This is a genomic window from Rahnella aquatilis CIP 78.65 = ATCC 33071, from assembly GCF_000241955.1.
In the GTDB taxonomy this organism is placed as follows: domain Bacteria; phylum Pseudomonadota; class Gammaproteobacteria; order Enterobacterales; family Enterobacteriaceae; genus Rahnella; species Rahnella aquatilis.
This window is the reverse complement of record NC_016818.1, coordinates 3,120,565-3,137,138: the sequence shown is the minus strand read 5'-3', so window position 1 is coordinate 3,137,138 and position 16,574 is coordinate 3,120,565. Positions and strand designations below refer to the sequence as shown.

Genomic DNA, 16,574 nt, shown 5'->3' with positions numbered 1-16,574 from the left:
CGCTTTGCGTTGGCCGTCTTATTGTTAATGTTGTGTTATTGCCTTGTTGAGGATTATATTATCTATCGCAAGTGATGACCTTGCCTTATGTAGGGATATTGTCCGGCAAGGTCAACTGAATGAACGACAAAGACTGGGAAGACGAACGATGAAAAAGATAATCTTGGGCGTTGTGATGGCCGTTGCAGGAATGAGCGGTCTGAGCGAGTTTGCGCAGGCCGATGAGCCTGAAGTGAGAACGGCAACCGTAACCCCCTGTTCCACGGCCACGAAAGAGGATGTGGCGGCGCTGGTGAAACGTGATTTCCTGCAAAATCGTATTCCGCGCTGGGATGCAGATAAGAAAGTGCTTGGCACTTCCACTCCGGTGGCCTGGGTGGTGACTGACAGCATCAGCGGCAGTAACGCCGGATGGAATGTGCCGCTAAAAGTGCGCGGCGATCACACTGATAAAACCTATCAGGTGACCCTCAACTGCCAGATCGGCGAAATCAGCTACAGCGTACCGGTATAAGGTTTTTACAGCGTCCGTTATCCCTTAGCGGACGCATTATTTCCCTGCATTGACGTCTCTTGGTTTCCCCGCCTAAACCTGTCACTCTTATCACACCACAAAGAGGACAAAGAGATCCCGAGATGATGACACCTCCAAAGGCTGAAAAACGCCCGCAAACCCTGAGCGTACACGGCGATGACCGCGTCGATAACTATTACTGGCTGCGTGACGATGACCGCGCCGATCCTCAGGTGCTGGCTTATCTGACGGCTGAAAACGAATATACCGGGCAGGCCATGCAACCCTATCAGACGTTGCGCGAAACCCTGTACGGCGAAATGGTCGCACGCATCGCGCAGCAGGATCATTCCGTTCCCTATGTGAAACATGGTTACCGTTATCAGACCCGCTATGAACCGGGCAATGAATACCCCCTTTATCTGCGCCAGCCCGCAGCGGAACATGAAAGCTGGAATACGTTGATTGATGGCAATGAACGCGCCAAAGACAGCGAGTTTTACACGCTGGGCGGTCTCGATATCAGCCCTGATAATCGGCTGATGGCCGTGGCGGAGGATTTCCTTTCCCGCCGCCAGTACGACATCCGTATCAAAAAGCTTGATGACGATACCTGGACGGACGATCTGCTGAAAAACACATCCGGCAGCAGTGAGTGGGCGAACGATTCGCAAACGCTTTATTACGTCCGCAAGCACAAGAAAACCCTGCTGCCGTACCAGGTTTATCGCCACGTCGTCGGTACCGATCCGAAAACCGACAAACTGGTATATGAAGAGAAGGACGACACGTTTTACGTCGGGCTGGATAGAACCACATCAGAAAAATACATCCTGATCCATCTCGACAGCACCACGACGTCAGAAGTCCTGCTGCTGGATGCCGATGATCCGCAGGCTACACCGCAGGTATTCCTCCCGCGTCGTAAAGATCATGAATACGCGCTCGATCATTATCTCGGGCATTTCTATATTCGTTCCAATAAAGACATTCGCTCCCCAAAAGACGGTAAAAACTTCGGTTTATACAAAAGCGAAGATGGCGACGAAGCCCGCTGGCAGACGCTGATTGCGCCGCGTATTGAAGTGATGCTCGAAGGTTTCAGCCTGTTTCGCGACTGGCTGGTGGTGGAAGAACGCCAGCAGGGGCTGACGCAGTTGCGTCAGATCCACTGGAAAACCGGCGAGGAAAAATCGCTGGCGTTTGATGATCCGACCTATACCACCTGGCTGGCATACAATCCGGATCCGGATACGTCATTGCTGCGTTATGGTTATTCTTCCATGACCATGCCGAGCTCGCTGTTTGAACTTGATCTGGATACGCATGACCGCACGCTGCTCAAGCAGCAGGAAGTGAAAGATTTTGACGCGGCAAATTACCGCAGCGAACGTGTCTGGGTCACGGCACGTGACGGTGTGAAAGTCCCGGTGTCACTGGTGTATCGCCGCGAACTGTTTAAGCCGAATGAAAATCCGTTACTGGTTTACGGCTACGGTTCCTACGGCAGCAGTATGGATCCGGCATTCAGCGGCAGTCGTCTGAGTTTACTCGACAGAGGATTTGTATTCGCACTGGCGCACATCCGCGGTGGCGCAGAACTGGGCCAGCAATGGTATGACGATGGCAAACTGTTCAACAAACTCAACACATTCCATGACTTTATTGATGTGACCAAAGAACTGGTTGCTGAAGGTTACGGTGATGCCCGACAGGTTTACGCCATGGGCGGCAGCGCGGGTGGCTTGCTGATGGGCGTGATCATCAACCAGGCGCCAGAGTTGTATCACGGCATTGTGGCGCAGGTGCCGTTCGTTGACGTGGTGACCACCATGCTTGATGAATCCATTCCACTGACCACCGGTGAATATGACGAGTGGGGCAACCCGAACGACAAAGCGTATTATGACTATATGCTGCAATACAGCCCGTATGATCAGGTTCGCGCACAGGCTTATCCGCATATGCTGGTCACCACCGGACTGCATGATTCGCAGGTGCAATACTGGGAGCCGGCAAAATGGGTAGCGAAATTACGCGAGCTTAAAACCGATGATAACCAGCTGCTGATGCATACCGATATGGATTCCGGGCACGGCGGTAAATCCGGGCGCTTTAAAGCTTACGAAGATATCGCGCTGGAATACGCCTTTGTGCTGGCGCTGGCGGACAACACCTCCGCGCGCTGAAGAATACGGGGAGAATAAAAAAACCCGCTCTTGGCGGGTTTGATCTACGAAGACCAGGATTAAGCAGACGCTTTCTTGGCTTTTTTCTCCGCCTTTTTCTCAGCCGGAGTTTTCAATGGCTTTTTCTTCGCATTCTTTTTGCTATCCATTCCTTTACTCATATTTGCCTCTCTTAAAGCGGGTGGATTGGGTTGCTCTGCTATTTACTGCTTAATTCGCTCCGGTTGCAAGTATCTTTGTGGGTTTTTCTTCATTCTTTGCGTAGCCGTTTTATGGCTGATACGGACGTGCCTGAAAGTGAAATTGCGCGATAAGTATGCGAACGGTATGCAAAATAACGATTTTTGCTCATAACATCTTGTCGCGGGCTAGCCGATGCGCTGTTATGAAGATGTAAGCACATTAATCAATACACTGGCCGAATAGAACAGGAAATGTCATGCCAAAATTTAAAGGGTTATATCCGCCACTGGAAGCCTATGCCAGCGGCATGCTTGATACCGGCGAGGGCCATCAAATTTACTGGGAACGCAGCGGAAACCCGGCAGGCAAGCCAGCAGTATTTCTTCACGGCGGACCCGGCGGTGGCTGTTCATCGGTACACCGTCAGTTGTTTGATTCCAATGATTATGACGTCATGCTGTTTGACCAGCGTGGCTGCGGACGCTCAAAACCTCACGCCAGTCTCGAAAACAATACAACATGGCATCTGGTCGAAGATATCGAGCGTTTGCGCAAAATGGCCGGTGTCGACAAATGGCTGGTGTTCGGCGGTTCATGGGGTTCAACGCTGGCACTGGCGTATGCCGAGACGCATCCTGAACATGTCAGCGAGATGGTGCTGCGCGGTATCTTCACGCTGCGTAAGCAGGAACTGTCCTGGTATTATCAGGACGGCGCTTCCCGCTTCTTCCCGGAAAAATGGCAACGTATTTTGTCGATTCTGTCGGAAGAAGAACGTAAGGACGTGATTGCTTCTTACCGGGCCCGTCTGACCTCCGGCGATCGCGCTGTTCAGCTTGAGGCCGCTAAAATCTGGAGCCTGTGGGAAGGGGAGACCGTGACGCTGCTGCCTGCGGAAGGTTCGTCATCCTTTGGTGAGGACAATTTCGCGCTGGCGTTTGCCCGCATAGAAAATCACTATTTTACACACCTGGGCTTTCTGGAAAGTGACGACCAGTTGTTGAAAAATGTCGAACGTATTCGCCACATTCCGGCCGTCATTGTGCATGGCCGTTATGATATGGCCTGCCAGGTGCAAAACGCCTGGGATCTGGCGCAGGCATGGCCGGAAGCGGAGTTGCATATTATTGAAGGGGCAGGGCATTCGTTCGACGAGCCTGGCATTCTCGATCAGTTGATCCGCACCAACCAGCGTTTCGCCGCCCGGCGCTAACGTTGCCTGCTCATCCCGTTTACTTTTGCTTTGGCTCATAAGGTAAGCGGGAGAATTTATGTGATTCCCCGCGATAGAACATTACCCGCTCACGAAAATAGGTGCGCAGATGCGCAGGCTGCTCGCGTTCCGCCATCTCCGCGACAACTGGCATGTTGTAGCGTTCTTTAAAGGCCACCGCTGAGGCCGCAAGATCGACATTGATACGATCCATTTCTTCTTTGCTGATTTCAGCCAGATTGATGCTCATCACTGTTTCCCCATGATTCATTTTGCCACATTGTACCCGAGGCCGGCGCCAGCGTGAATGTGGTGATTTTGCTTTTCTGTTGCCGCGCCTGACATTAAATGCGGATAATTATCAGGAGTAAATAAGAACCATTCAAAAAACAGAACTGATAATTATATCCAATAAGGCAGGGGTAATTAATTTCGTAAATAAGAATGATTGCTTTTAATATGAAATCATATGTTAATGATTATCATTTTTGAATATTTAGTTGTTTATAAAAATATTTAAAATCAATGAGTTGAATTTATTTGTTATTGCAGTGCATATTAATGTGAATCAGGTGTATTTATTTTGTGTTGATGCGGGCATAATGCAGATAAATAAGTCAGCCCACCTGCTTTAATTCAATTTATGGAGCCGTATCGTGCTTAAAAAAGAAATGATTGATCAGCTTAATGAACAGCTGAACCTCGAGTTTTATTCTGCCAATTTATATTTGCAGATGAGTGCATGGTGCAGCGACAAAGGCTACGAAGGTGCCGCCGCTTTCCTGAAACAGCATTCAATGGAAGAAATGGATCACATGCATCGCCTGTTCAAATACGTCAGCGATACCGGTGCTCTGCCTTTGCTGGGTGCGATTGCCGCTCCGCCGGTTGCTTTTGAATCCCTGACCGATCTTTTCAAACAGACTTACGAACATGAGCAACTGATTACCCAGAAAATTAACGAACTGGCTGATCTGTCTATGACGTTGAAAGATTACTCTTCCTTCAACTTCCTGCAGTGGTACGTTGCTGAGCAGCATGAAGAAGAGACGTTGTTCAAATCTGTCCTTGATAAACTGGCGCTGGTCAGCAACACCGGTAACGGCCTGTTCTTCGTTGATAAAGATCTCAAAAATATGGTGGCACAAACTCCGGCAGGCTGATTTCCCGCCAGAGATGTCCATAAAAACGCAGGGTGCTTACGCCTCTGCGTTTTTTTATGCCTTTTTGGCAAACGTTTTGCGGTGGTTTGCGCTAAAGTGACGGCGTTATAAATTCATCGTTAAGCAAGCCAAGGAATTATCGTGTTCAAAAAAACCACTTCTCTTTGCCGTGCCCTGGCAGTCTCAGCTGTTCTGCTGAGCGGATTTATCTCACAGCAAGCTTCCGCTCACGCCCATCTGAAAACAGAAACCCCTGCGGCGGATTCGCTTTTAACCGTCAGCCCGTCTGAACTGTCTCTCGGATTCAGTGAGGGGATCGAGCCTGATTTCAGTAAAATCACCCTGACGGATGCCAGTCAGAAAACAGTGAAAACCGGTAAAATGATGCTGGCAGCGAATGACAATACTCAGGCCGTTCTGCCACTCACCGATGCGTTGAGCGCGGGTAAATACATTGTTTCGTGGAACGTTGTCTCTGTTGATGGTCATAAAACGCACGGTCAGTACAGCTTCACCGTTAAATAAGCGATGAGTCTGACTGCACTTTTTGTTCTGTGCCGCTTCATGCATTTTGCTTCGCTGATGCAAATCTTCGGTCTGAGCGTTTTGTGCTCACTGCTGACGCCTGCTGGTTTCTCGGCCGTGTTGTTGCGCAAAAACCAGACCCTGATGATTTGCTCCGCCCTGGTTGCGGCGGTCACTTCGGTCGGTATGCTGGCGATTCAGGCCGCGCTGATGGGCAACGGCTGGGGTGATGCGCTGAACCTGAATGTCTGGCTGCTGGTGTTAACCACTGCATTTGGTGACGTCTGGCGCTGGCATTTATTGCTGACGGCCGCGCTGTTGCTGATGCTGTTGATGGACTGGCTGCCCGCGCGGAATATGCTGGTCTTCCTGTGCTCATGCGGTTTACTGATGAGTCAGGCGTTGGTCGGCCATGCTGCGATGCATGAAGGGACGCTCGGGTTAATACAGCGGACCAATCATGTCGTGCATTTGCTCAGCGCGGCGTACTGGTTCGGATGCCTGCTGCCGTTACTGACCTGCATGGCATATACCCGACAGCTCGCTTTACGGCCCTATGCGATTGCCACACTGATTCGTTTTTCAGTCTGGGGACATGCCGCCGTCGTGCTGGTGATCCTCACCGGCATCGTCAACACAGCCATTATTTTACAGCGCTGGCCGACCGATATGACGTCGCTTTACCAGTGTCTTCTGGTGGTTAAAGTGCTCATGGTCGGAATGATGGTGACCGTTGCTGTATTTAACCGCTACCGGCTGGTGCCGTTAATGGCTAAAGATCCCGAAAGGGCACAACACTATTTTGTCATGATGACCTGGCTCGAATGGGGGCTGGCGCTGGGTGTTTTACTGCTGGTGAGTGTGTTTGCCACACTGGCACCGCGCTGAACGGGTTACCTGCACAAGTATCAGGAATTTAATATGACCGAGGAAAAATCATGAGGAAAACACTACTCGCTTGCGTGTTGCTGACCTTATCCGCCAGCAGCTTTGCGGCACCCCAACTGGAAACGATCAGCCGCCTGCAATACGGTAAAGCCTGGGCCTTTACCCGTGAAGAAGTCATGTTGCAATGCCGCCCCGGTAATGCGCTGTATGTGATTAACGACAGCACGCTGGCGCAATATCCTCTGAATGACGTGGCAAAAGAGCAGGTCAAAAACCATCAGGTTCAGGCCGTGCCGCTGGAGAAAATCTGGCTTGATGACCCGCAGAAACCAGGGCAAAAAATGAGTCTGGCACCTTTTATTGCCAAAGCCCGGTCACTTTGCTGAACGGCCGTGCCGGCGATAACTGACTGATGTAAATTCCATGTTTTGCGTATGTTGTCACACAATGAAAATAATACATCATTGTTATTATCACTATGTTTCAAACTGGGTGGAAAATAGTCATCTGTCGTCTACTCTTTAAGTTGTACGGCTTAACCGCCTGCATTAATGCCAACTTTTAGCGCACGGCTCTCTCCCAAGAGCCATTTCCCTAGACCGAATATAGGAATCGTATTCGGTCTTTTTTTTGAACATTTCTTAAATCAATAACTTATCTTTAAAACAATCACTTACATCACTTCCTGTTACCTCCAATGCTACTCATTTGGACTTTCTGCCGCCACCCATTTGAGCCAGCGGATTCAGGTAAATAGCGTCTTCTAAGTGATCAGGGGCGAAGTGTGCATAGCGCATTGTGACGCGGGTATCTGAGTGCCCGAGGATGCGCTGCAACACGATGATATTGCCACCGGTCATCATGAAATGGACTCATGCGTTTTGAACGTACAACTGCAATTAATGTTCTGACACTGGTGATGGTCCGCGGTATTAATGCTCAGATAACAGCTGGAACGGATGTGTGCTGCGTCTTAGCATTTCGGGCAATGCATCATAACAATCACAATTTGGTCATTTTTTAATCAAATATGATCATTGTATGTTATGGTGAAAAACATACATGTAGAATTAAAGTGATTTACGTTGCAACGTAATAATAACAATCCTATAAATAATAACTCAGCTTATTGAATTGGATGTTTTATGACTGTTCTGATTAAAAAATTACTTCCTTCAGAGTGGGAAAGCGCATTCCCGATCATTGCTCAGCTAAGAAATATCACCAAAGGCGAATTTTTAAAAAGCGTAAGAGTTCAGACTCTGAATGGGTATGAGCTTGTTGCCGCTGTTCTCGAAGAAAGAATTATCGGTGTGATGGGGATCAGGCCTGTACACACGCTGGCACGAGGTTCTCACCTGCATATTGATGATCTGGTCGTTGATGAGCATGAGCGTCATTCGGGAACGGGTAGGTTACTTCTTGATTTCGCTGTCAGCGAGGCTAAAAGCAGGGAGATGAATTTTGTTTTTCTTGATGCAAGAAAAGAAGCAATTCCCTTTTATGAAAGGAATGATTTCATTTTCCACACTTCACCTTCAATGAAAAAGATCCTTTAATTTCCCCTATCCGCAGGCATGTTCAATCCCGGGTCTTACGATGGAATTGAACATACCTGATTGCTGTAACTCTAATGTTGTCTGGGGACCATCATCCTCGGTCACTTCGTAATTTACGTCTGGCAGTTATATTAAGAAATGCCATATAGAAGTGCAGTTTAATGGAGAAGTTTTTATTTTAATGCAAATGACAGGATATTGTTTATTCATCGCTTAATGTGAGTGAGAGCGGATAATATTCTTAAAATATTTGGGTAATTAAAAATAAGTAAGGATATTTCGTGGGTGTTTACATTCCAGAAGATATCATCTTTTTGAAATTATTGTATATAAGGGCTCCACTGAGTAATAAGAACAGAAAGAGAATAAATCATAATAATAGTTATCATTCCTATTTCCTGAGTGTCATTATCATGTAGTGCGTTAATGTCTGCTGTAATTTTCAGAATTAAGGTTATGCTAATAATTCTTTTGTATGATTCAGGATATCGATAAACATGCTAAGGACTCATTAATGAAATCTCGACTCTGGAATCTATTGCCCCATGAATACGCTCCTTTTTTTCGTATTCTTCACATCATTGTGGCATTTTTAATACTTTCACAAATTATTAACTCTAATCTGACAGAGACTGAAGCAATTGCTGAACATAGTCTTGAAGGAGTTATAACCTGGATGCATATTATTTCAGGATTTGGCCTAATTATATGTGGTATTCTAATGTTATGTTGGATGTTGACTCAGAGAGGTTTTTCTTATTACTTTTCATGGGCAACGCTTGATTTTAGTGGTATTAAACAAGACCTAAAAACGCTGACCCGCTTTCGCCTGCCCGATGCTCATTCTGGGGGGGTTGCGAGTACAATCCAAGGGTTTGGAGTTCTGGCGTTGCTAATTGTAGCACTTTCAGGTGGCCTATGGTTCTTATTAGACACCATGCATTCAAATATGGCTGAAACAATCATTCACTGGCATAAATTCCTTACAACTTTCATTGAGATCTATTTTTATGCACATGGTGCAATGGGAGTTTTGCATCTTTTAATTGAAGCATATAAAAATCGCACACCTAACTTAGTTGATTAATTTTTGGTGTGATAATAATTGAATTCGCCGTTCATTATAGGGAAAAATAATTATTAAAAACAAATCGTTGCCTCCATTGCTTACGCGCTACGCCTGGCTGTCCATTGCCACGGCTATTGCCACCATCGGACTAAAAGGTGTGGCGTGGAAAATGACCGGTTCGGTCGGTCTGCTGTCTGATGCCATCGAATCCGTGGTCAACCTCGCGGGAGCCCTAATGGCGCTCTGGATGCTGACCCTGGCTGCACTTCCGGCCGACGATAAGTACGCATATGGACACGGTAAAGCCGAATATTTTTCGAGCGCTTTTGAGGGGTTCTTGATCCTCCTGGCTGCAGTCAGTATTGCCTATACCGCAGTAGAACGTATGTTGATCCCGCAGCCGCTCGACGCGATTGGTGTCGGATTACTGGTTTCTGTGGTTGCATCCGTTCTTAATTTTGTGACGGCACGGATATTGTTAAGGGCTGGCAAGCAGCACAATTCGATCACGCTTGAGGCAGATGCTCACCACCTACCATTGGAAGATCCGGCATCAATGAACGACCAAACGCTCGACTGAGGCACTCCCTCTTTATGAATAAGCACATTAAATTATGACTAAATCAGAGCACGCGGATCCTTGAGGAGTAAGTCACCGCCATTTTGTCGCCAATTAATGAATTAACTTACTGATTTTAATAGGTTGAGGAAGTGTTTGCTTTTTTTGAACATTTCTTAAATCAATAAGCTGCCTTTAAAACAATCATCTAAATCTCTTCCTGTTACCATTCTGCTTATTAAGGCTGCGAATATTACCGGCTATAAAACAGCAATAAGAAAGGGGAACGCTGCACCTGCGTTAGCATGGCAACCATTCCCCTTATGTTTTAGTTATCTGACTAAATTAGAGAAACTGCAGATTCAGCCCGGCAAAAATCTGCCATTTGGGTTGACCGGGTCCGTGATCTGCCACCGAGCCTTGTGGTTCGATAAAGAAGTTGTAGACGGTTTTTTCCTGCTTGATGACCTGCCCAATCCCAAGTCCCATGGGGACGCTATAACTGTCATTCTGGAAGTTATAAACCCATATAGGTGCCGCACGAAGGTAAGTACCGCCTCCTAACTGATAGAAGAGAAATGGCTGGAATGTGCCGAGATGAACATCGTTGCGATCATCTTTTCCGGCAAAACTGTGCTGCCAGGACGCAAGGTACCCATATTGAAATTTTGGTGAACTCGCATCAAACAATACGTTGACCAAACCCGCTGACCATTTTTCTGTGCCCAATGAATTATCGCTTGCTGTGGGGGCCGTGATTTGCGGACCAAAGCCAAAGCTGACAGCAGGGTTGCCGGTATCAATCAGCCATGAAGCGAAAAGGTTAAGATCACCTGTGCCGGTTTTATGCCCGCCAGAGGGAGGTGATGGGTAGGTGTTTATGGGTAAAGAGCCTCGCAGAAGCCAGTTACTTTCACCCAATGAAAACGGCTGGGCATAACGAAACCAGAACTGGTTGGCATCTTTATCCGTTCCGCTGACGTCGCCGATATAATAGTTCTGCATATTGAATGCAGTCATATTGGCCAGCGGGTTATTCGCCTGTGCAGCATCCGGTGCATATTGTTCAGCCGCCACGGCATAACCTGAAACGAGGCTTAAAAGTGAGGGTAATAGTGTAAATATCCGACGCATAGGATCACCTGAATTGAATCCCCCTGTGATGAAAACACCGCAGGGGGATTTTATTTATGGCGTGACGATATTGAACCAGAACTCAAATTTATCCATATAACCCAACATTTCATCCAGCTTCGCACCGTTGCCGGTCACTTTCACATCGCCTTTATCTTCAGCTTGTTTCAGTGTTTCTTCCTTGAGGATGATTTTGTTAAGGGTGTCACGGTTCAGGACAATAGTGGCATCGGCATCTTTCGCCTCAGCGTCAGCGGTATGATTGAGCACGCCGTTTTCCAGTTCCAGCTTGTACTTGCCGCCATCACTGCCCAGATCAACGTTGAACACTGCTTTTGCATTCGCCGCTTTTTCACCATTGATATGTACGCCCAGATAATCAAAGAACATTTCCGGAGACATGGCTTTTACCGTATCCGGGCTGGCGGTATTAGGTGTTGGCAGTTTCTGTACGCCATTACGTAATTCCTGCGCGCCGGTCAGATAGAAATTACGCCATGGTCCTGATTCGGCCTGATAGCCCAGTTGCTCCAAGGCATCAGCTTCGAGGTTACGCGCAACCTCATTTTTCGGATCAGCAAAGACAACTTTGCTCACCACCTGCGCGACCCACCGGTAATTCCCCTGATCGTAATCCTCTCTGGCTTTTTTCAGGATGTTATCCGCACCGCCCATATAATCGACAAACTTTTTCGCTGCTTCCTCAGGTGGAAGTTCATCTAATGTTGCCGGGTTGCCGTCAAACCAGCCGAGATAAAGCACATAGGTGGCTTTTACATCATGGCTTACAGAACCGTAATAACCACGACTTGCCCAGGTTTTAGCCAGACCGTCCGGTAATTTAAAGTTTGCGGCTATTTCATCACGTGTCAGACCGGTATTCGCCAGGCGCAGTGTCTGATCATTGATATAGCGGTACATATCGCGCTGACTTTTCATCAGATTGACAACGTTATCTTTACCCCACGTCGGCCAGTGGTGCTGCGCCATGATGATTTCTGCTTTATCACCCCAGCGGTTAATTGCATCGTTAATGTATTTTGACCAGGCCAGCGGGTCGCGAATTTTTGCGCCACGTAACGAGTACGTGTTATGCAGGGTATGCGTGATATCTTCTGCCGCTTCGATGAGTTTTTTCTCTTCGATATACCACAACATTTCGGAAGGTGCTTCAGAACCCGGTGCCATCATGAAATCGTACGTCAGGCCATCAATTGTCTCTTTCTGACCGGTTTTCGTGATGTAGTTGGTCGGCGCGATTAATGTCACTGTACCCGCCGATGTGGTGGTACCCAGTCCCGCGCCTACCTGACCTTTCGCGTCCGGCTTCAGCAGATTCCCGTACATGTAACTGGCACGGCGGCTCATGACATTACCCGCCATGATATTCTCGGATACCGCTTCATCCATGAATCCGGCCGGCGCATAAATTTTTACCTTACCGGATTTCACATCCGCTTCGTCGACTACACCCCGCACGCCGCCATAATGGTCAACGTGACTGTGGGTATAAATCACCGCGACAACAGGTTTTTGCCCGCGGTTTTTATAGTACAAATCCATACCCACTTTCGCGGTTTCCGCCGAGACTAACGGGTCAACTACCGTAATTCCTTCTTTCCCCTCAATAATGGTCATGTTGGAAAGATCAAGATTACGGATCTGATAAACCCCGTCGGTTACTTCAAAGAGGCCGCTGATATTAATTAATTGCGACTGCCGCCAAAGGCTTGGGTTGACACTTTCCGGTGCCTTGTCACCTTCTTTGATGAAGGCATATTTCTGTGGATCCCAGACAACATTCCCCTGCGACCCTTTGATCACATCTGCCGGTATTGCGGCGATGAATCCTTTATGGGCGTTGGTAAAATCGGTGTTATCGGAGAAAGGAAGTTGATTATAAAGTGCGTCATTAGCTTGTTTGGTCGCCGCAGTAGCATCCTTTGGCGCCTCTTGTGCAAATAGCGGTGTGAGGCTGGTTGATGAAAGTAACCCTGCCAGAGCAAGGCTTTTGACTATCAGTTTAAGCTTCATTCCTTATCCTCAAAAAGTAATCATCCCGGGTGGGGCATATACATTAATCCGCATGCGATATACCTCACTTGTGGCATAACGACTGCGGATTAATCTTTTGATGACACGTTTTAAGGATAATAGCGATGTTACATTAAGCAATGTTTGAACATAAAAAAACACACAACTTATTGGATATAAACACGTTGTTAAGTGAAAATATCAGCAATTAGTATTTTTAATGCTGTCTGATGTAGAGTTTTTTCCTGTTTCTGGTCATCACTCTCCGTTCCGTCATTGCTTATATCTGACAGCAAAACTTCAAGATTCAACGCCATCACATTGTGCAACCGCCAATGACGAACCAGCCCTTCTCATCATGCCGGGAAGGGCTGCAATATCAGAACTTTGTCCAACCGCTATGTTCTGCGGTTAAAACTCCGCTATTTTTTTGTATTTTACTTTTGAGAAGAGGAGCCGATGAAGAAAGGGGAGCCTTGCCTTCGATTTTAAACACGGAGACAATTTCTGTTAGCTGACGTGCTTGCTCTTCAAGTGAGGCGGCGGCGGCGGCTGATTGCTGCACTAATGCGGCATTTTGCTGCGTAACACTGTCCATCTGAACTACCGCTATACCAATTTGGTTTATCCCTTTGCTTTGTTCAGTCGATGCAGCCGCTATCTCGCTCATGATGTCATTTACACGGCTGACTGAGCTGACGATTTTCTCCATTGCTCCCCCGGCCTGAGTCACTTGCGCTGACCCTGACTGAATATTCTCAACCGATTCATTAATGAGCACACCAATCTCTTTTGCGGCTTGTCCGCTGCGCTGCGCCAGGTTTCTTACTTCACTGGCAACGACGGCAAATCCCCGACCTTGCTCTCCGGCCCGTGCAGCTTCGACAGCGGCATTGAGGGCAAGAATGTTGGTTTGAAATGCTATTCCGTTGATAACACTTATTATTTCTACGATTTTATGTGAGCTGGCGTTAATCTTTACCATGGTAGATATTACATCGTTAACAATAACCCCACCCTGGTTTGCCTCCAGCGTTGCCTGTTCTGCCAGGGTACTGGCCTGACTCGCATTATCTGCGTTATGGCGGACGGTTGAACTCAGTTGTTCCATGCTTGCGGCTGTTTCTTCAAGTGCAGAGGCCTGCTCTTCAGTCCGGGAGGAAAGATCGGTATTTCCGGTGGAGATTTCACTGGAGCCTTTGTAAATTGAATCGGCGCTGTTTCGGATGTCGTAGACTGTTTTGGCCCAGTTATCTTGCATCTTGTTGATATAAGGGATTAATTGTCCAATGCAATTTTGGCTGTGATAAGAGATTTTGCTGTCAAGTATGCCTGTTGCCAGTGATTCAAGGTGAGCCTTTACTTTGTTTAAGGGGTTAACAAGAAAGTTTGCCAGATAACGATCACTCATAAGCATAATGACAATGCTGAAGGCCATAGCCCCTATAAGTATATATTGGCACCATGCAACCCACTGGGTAATTCTGTGATTCGCTTCGGCGTTAAGAGAGATGATTTTTTCATTATATTTCTCTATGGCTGCACTAAAGTTACGTCTAAGTGGAAGATATTTATCATTTTTTAATGATTCGAAAACACTTATATTTTTTCCCGTTGCTGATTCATACATCGGGACCAGAGCACTGTTGAAAAGCGTAAAAGAACTGTTATAGATATCCCCGATTGTATTTGAGTCCAGATTGCCGTGATTAATGCTTTTAAATTGATCAAGCCCTTTCCTTAGGCTTTCTAATTCGATCAGTGTGGCTTTTATTTCAACATCATAAATGCCGTTGTCATTTTTTTCTAAACCAGCCATGGCACGTTCCAGTGCCGTTACTGCACGGTAATACTGTGCATTAGCACCATTAATAATGTCACCGTTTTGCTGTTGAATATTGGTGAAATTAAGTTCACTTTTCAATTGGTTAAGTGAGTATAAGGCAAAACCTGATACACCGGCCCACAAAAGTGAAAAAGTGATGAGAATGGTTATTAATGCTGTTCGTATTTTAACATCTCGTATAAATCTCACTTTATAATCCTTATGTGTCTAAACGATAAATGCGCCCTGAATAGGCTTCGGATATTTTTCTATAACTTACAAATCAGTTGAATGAGCTGATTTATATTTTATTAATCTCACTATCGGCCTTAAAATTTATATCTTGAGCTGTTTATTGATTTATTTATAAAAGTGAAATTCACGTTGAGTTTTTGTGTGTTGAAAGTATCGATATTGCTTAATGGTAGGGAAATATTAATATGCTTCCTAATCGTATTTTTATGCCCAAGGATAATCATATTGCAATGAATAACCTGAAAATAAAAATACACATTTATTCTATCCCGGCGCGCAATACTACCCACGTTACGCCATCACAAGAGGGGGAGGAAATGGAAATAAAACTTTCCGCTATCGTCTTGAATGTGATGGTTAAAGCGTTTGATTCTCATTTGCAGCCTGATAAATAGCGTTGTAACGTTAAGGCTCCGCCACAACGATAAGGAAAGGAAAATGAAAGCTGCTGTTGTTAATAAAGACCACTCTGTGGGCGTCGTTGAGAAGACTCTGCGTGACCTGGAACATGGTGAGGCACTTTTAGAGATGGAGTGCTGTGGTGTATGTCATACGGATTTGCATGTCAAAAACGGTGATTTTGGTGATAAGACCGGCGTAATCCTCGGGCATGAAGGGATCGGTATTGTAAAAAAAATCGGACCGGGAGTCACCGCGTTGAAAGTTGGCGATCGTGCCAGCGTCGCGTGGTTCTATAAAGGCTGCGGGCATTGCGAATATTGTACAACGGGTAATGAAACATTATGTCGTCAGGTGATTAATGCAGGTTATACCATTGATGGTGGCATGGCTGAAGAGTGCATTGTCTCGGCCGATTATGCGGTGAAAGTCCCGGATGGTCTGGAGTCTGCGGCAGCGAGTAGCGTGACCTGTGCAGGCGTGACCACGTATAAAGCTGTAAAAGTATCGGGTATTCAGCCGGGTAAATGGATTGCTATTTATGGTCTGGGCGGTCTAGGTAATCTGGCTTTGCAATATGCTAAAAATGTATTCAACGCCAAGGTGATTGCTATTGATGTTAATGATCAGCAACTGGAGTTTGCCGCCGATATGGGCGCTGATCTGACCATTAATATGCTAAAAGACGATGCAGCAAAAATTATTCAGGAGAAAGTCGGTGGCGCGCATGCTGCGGTGGTAACAGCCACGGCGAAATCCGCTTTTAACTCAGCAGTAGATGCGATGCGTGCCGGTGGTCGTATTGTCGCGGTGGGTTTACCGCCGGAATCCATGAGCCTGAACATTCCCCGTCTGGTGCTTGATGGCATTCAGGTTGTCGGTTCACTGGTGGGTACCCGTGAAGATCTGGCTGAAGCTTTCCAGTTTGCCGCTGAAGGTAAAGTGGTGCCGAAAGTCACCAAACGTCCTCTGGGCGATATCAATGCGATCTTCCAGGAAATGGAACAAGGCAAAATTAAAGGCAGAATGGTGATCGATTTTACGCATAAGTAAGATTTTCAGTAT

At 46.8% G+C, this 16,574-nt stretch carries 16 protein-coding genes and 2 pseudogenes; 12 read left to right on the top strand and 6 right to left on the bottom strand.

The features are described 5' to 3' along the window. Window positions 1-148: 148 nt before the first annotated feature. The 3 genes from yebF (at window position 149) to pip (ending at window position 4,099) form a co-directional block, all read left to right on the top strand. A complete protein-coding gene (yebF, locus tag RAHAQ2_RS14060; protein WP_015697877.1) occupies window positions 149-514 on the top strand; it encodes a protein YebF in 366 nt (121 codons plus the stop codon). Window positions 515-636: 122 nt separating this feature from the next. After that, the gene (locus tag RAHAQ2_RS14055; RefSeq protein WP_015697876.1) at window positions 637-2,703 is read left to right on the top strand and encodes a S9 family peptidase; all 2,067 of its coding nucleotides are present in this window, start codon (window positions 637-639) and stop codon (window positions 2,701-2,703) included. A 439-nt stretch (window positions 2,704-3,142) separates the two neighbouring features. Next, window positions 3,143-4,099: a prolyl aminopeptidase gene (gene pip / locus RAHAQ2_RS14050; RefSeq protein ID WP_015697875.1), complete on the top strand. Its 957-nt coding sequence runs from the start codon at window positions 3,143-3,145 to the stop codon at window positions 4,097-4,099. Between the two features lie 19 nt (window positions 4,100-4,118). Here the strand turns inward: pip and RAHAQ2_RS14045 are convergent, their stop codons facing one another. Continuing rightward, window positions 4,119-4,349, bottom strand: a complete 231-nt coding sequence (locus tag RAHAQ2_RS14045) for a DNA polymerase III subunit theta (protein ID WP_013576177.1) — start codon at window positions 4,347-4,349, stop codon at window positions 4,119-4,121. Window positions 4,350-4,755: 406 nt separating this feature from the next. Between RAHAQ2_RS14045 and ftnA the strand changes: the two genes are divergently transcribed. The 4 genes from ftnA to RAHAQ2_RS14025 all read left to right on the top strand — a co-directional run bounded on the left by ftnA (window position 4,756) and on the right by RAHAQ2_RS14025 (window position 7,061). Beyond that, window positions 4,756-5,262: a non-heme ferritin gene (gene ftnA / locus RAHAQ2_RS14040; RefSeq protein ID WP_015697874.1), complete on the top strand. Its 507-nt coding sequence runs from the start codon at window positions 4,756-4,758 to the stop codon at window positions 5,260-5,262. Between the two features lie 138 nt (window positions 5,263-5,400). Beyond that, a complete protein-coding gene (copC, locus tag RAHAQ2_RS14035; RefSeq protein WP_377432693.1) occupies window positions 5,401-5,787 on the top strand; it encodes a copper homeostasis periplasmic binding protein CopC in 387 nt (128 codons plus the stop codon). Between the two features lie 3 nt (window positions 5,788-5,790). Beyond that, window positions 5,791-6,675 (top strand): copper homeostasis membrane protein CopD, encoded by an 885-nt coding sequence (copD, locus tag RAHAQ2_RS14030; protein WP_015697872.1) that lies wholly within the window; start codon window positions 5,791-5,793, stop codon window positions 6,673-6,675. Between the two features lie 50 nt (window positions 6,676-6,725). Beyond that, entirely contained in the window at window positions 6,726-7,061 is a 336-nt protein-coding gene (locus RAHAQ2_RS14025; RefSeq protein WP_015697871.1) for a YebY family protein, read from the top strand. Between the two features lie 318 nt (window positions 7,062-7,379). Here the strand turns inward: RAHAQ2_RS14025 and RAHAQ2_RS14020 are convergent. Next, window positions 7,380-7,544, bottom strand: a pseudogene (locus RAHAQ2_RS14020) (site-specific integrase); the annotation flags it as partial. Then, window positions 7,538-7,636 (bottom strand): annotated as a pseudogene (locus RAHAQ2_RS25005) (ogr/Delta-like zinc finger family protein); the annotation flags it as partial. The pseudogenes RAHAQ2_RS25005 and RAHAQ2_RS14020, both read right to left, overlap by 7 nt. A gap of 184 nt (window positions 7,637-7,820) precedes the next feature. On the opposite strand from RAHAQ2_RS25005, the gene RAHAQ2_RS14015 reads away from it, so the two are divergent. From RAHAQ2_RS14015 to RAHAQ2_RS14005, 3 genes are all read left to right on the top strand, one after another. After that, complete coding sequence (locus RAHAQ2_RS14015) at window positions 7,821-8,234, top strand: GNAT family N-acetyltransferase (protein WP_015697870.1); 414 nt, start codon at window positions 7,821-7,823, stop codon at window positions 8,232-8,234. A gap of 514 nt (window positions 8,235-8,748) precedes the next feature. Beyond that, window positions 8,749-9,321, top strand: a complete 573-nt coding sequence (locus RAHAQ2_RS14010) for a cytochrome b/b6 domain-containing protein (protein WP_015697869.1) — start codon at window positions 8,749-8,751, stop codon at window positions 9,319-9,321. 67 nt (window positions 9,322-9,388) lie between these two features. Further along, on the top strand, window positions 9,389-9,883 hold the full coding sequence (locus tag RAHAQ2_RS14005; protein WP_015697868.1) for a cation diffusion facilitator family transporter: 495 nt from the start codon (window positions 9,389-9,391) through the stop codon (window positions 9,881-9,883). A gap of 324 nt (window positions 9,884-10,207) precedes the next feature. Here RAHAQ2_RS14005 and RAHAQ2_RS14000 read toward each other — a convergent pair whose 3' ends face one another. The 3 genes from RAHAQ2_RS14000 to RAHAQ2_RS13990 all read right to left on the bottom strand — a co-directional run bounded on the left by RAHAQ2_RS14000 (window position 10,208) and on the right by RAHAQ2_RS13990 (window position 15,065). Further along, a complete protein-coding gene (locus RAHAQ2_RS14000) occupies window positions 10,208-10,996 on the bottom strand; it encodes a hypothetical protein (protein WP_015697867.1) in 789 nt (262 codons plus the stop codon). Window positions 10,997-11,050: 54 nt separating this feature from the next. Next, window positions 11,051-13,030, bottom strand: coding sequence for an alkyl/aryl-sulfatase (locus tag RAHAQ2_RS13995; protein ID WP_015697866.1), 1,980 nt, complete (start codon window positions 13,028-13,030; stop codon window positions 11,051-11,053). Window positions 13,031-13,409: 379 nt separating this feature from the next. After that, on the bottom strand, window positions 13,410-15,065 hold the full coding sequence (locus RAHAQ2_RS13990) for a methyl-accepting chemotaxis protein (RefSeq protein WP_015697865.1): 1,656 nt from the start codon (window positions 15,063-15,065) through the stop codon (window positions 13,410-13,412). Window positions 15,066-15,295: 230 nt separating this feature from the next. Between RAHAQ2_RS13990 and RAHAQ2_RS13985 the strand changes: the two genes are divergently transcribed. Next, window positions 15,296-15,505, top strand: coding sequence for a hypothetical protein (locus tag RAHAQ2_RS13985; protein ID WP_015697864.1), 210 nt, complete (start codon window positions 15,296-15,298; stop codon window positions 15,503-15,505). A 43-nt stretch (window positions 15,506-15,548) separates the two neighbouring features. After that, a complete protein-coding gene (gene adhP, locus RAHAQ2_RS13980) occupies window positions 15,549-16,562 on the top strand; it encodes an alcohol dehydrogenase AdhP (RefSeq protein WP_015697863.1) in 1,014 nt (337 codons plus the stop codon). The last annotated feature ends 12 nt before the right edge of the window (window positions 16,563-16,574 follow it).

Coding starts and splice junctions, on each gene's coding strand:
- yebF (WP_015697877.1), top strand. CDS start 149: ATGAAAAAGATAATCTTGGGCGTTGTGATGGCCGTTGCAGGAATGAGC.
- RAHAQ2_RS14055 (WP_015697876.1), top strand. CDS start 637: ATGATGACACCTCCAAAGGCTGAAAAACGCCCGCAAACCCTGAGCGTA.
- pip (WP_015697875.1), top strand. CDS start 3,143: ATGCCAAAATTTAAAGGGTTATATCCGCCACTGGAAGCCTATGCCAGC.
- RAHAQ2_RS14045 (WP_013576177.1), bottom strand. CDS start 4,349: ATGAGCATCAATCTGGCTGAAATCAGCAAAGAAGAAATGGATCGTATC.
- copD (WP_015697872.1), top strand. CDS start 5,791: ATGAGTCTGACTGCACTTTTTGTTCTGTGCCGCTTCATGCATTTTGCT.
- RAHAQ2_RS14025 (WP_015697871.1), top strand. CDS start 6,726: ATGAGGAAAACACTACTCGCTTGCGTGTTGCTGACCTTATCCGCCAGC.
- RAHAQ2_RS14015 (WP_015697870.1), top strand. CDS start 7,821: ATGACTGTTCTGATTAAAAAATTACTTCCTTCAGAGTGGGAAAGCGCA.
- RAHAQ2_RS14010 (WP_015697869.1), top strand. CDS start 8,749: ATGAAATCTCGACTCTGGAATCTATTGCCCCATGAATACGCTCCTTTT.
- RAHAQ2_RS14000 (WP_015697867.1), bottom strand. CDS start 10,996: ATGCGTCGGATATTTACACTATTACCCTCACTTTTAAGCCTCGTTTCA.
- RAHAQ2_RS13995 (WP_015697866.1), bottom strand. CDS start 13,030: ATGAAGCTTAAACTGATAGTCAAAAGCCTTGCTCTGGCAGGGTTACTT.
- RAHAQ2_RS13985 (WP_015697864.1), top strand. CDS start 15,296: ATGCTTCCTAATCGTATTTTTATGCCCAAGGATAATCATATTGCAATG.
- adhP (WP_015697863.1), top strand. CDS start 15,549: ATGAAAGCTGCTGTTGTTAATAAAGACCACTCTGTGGGCGTCGTTGAG.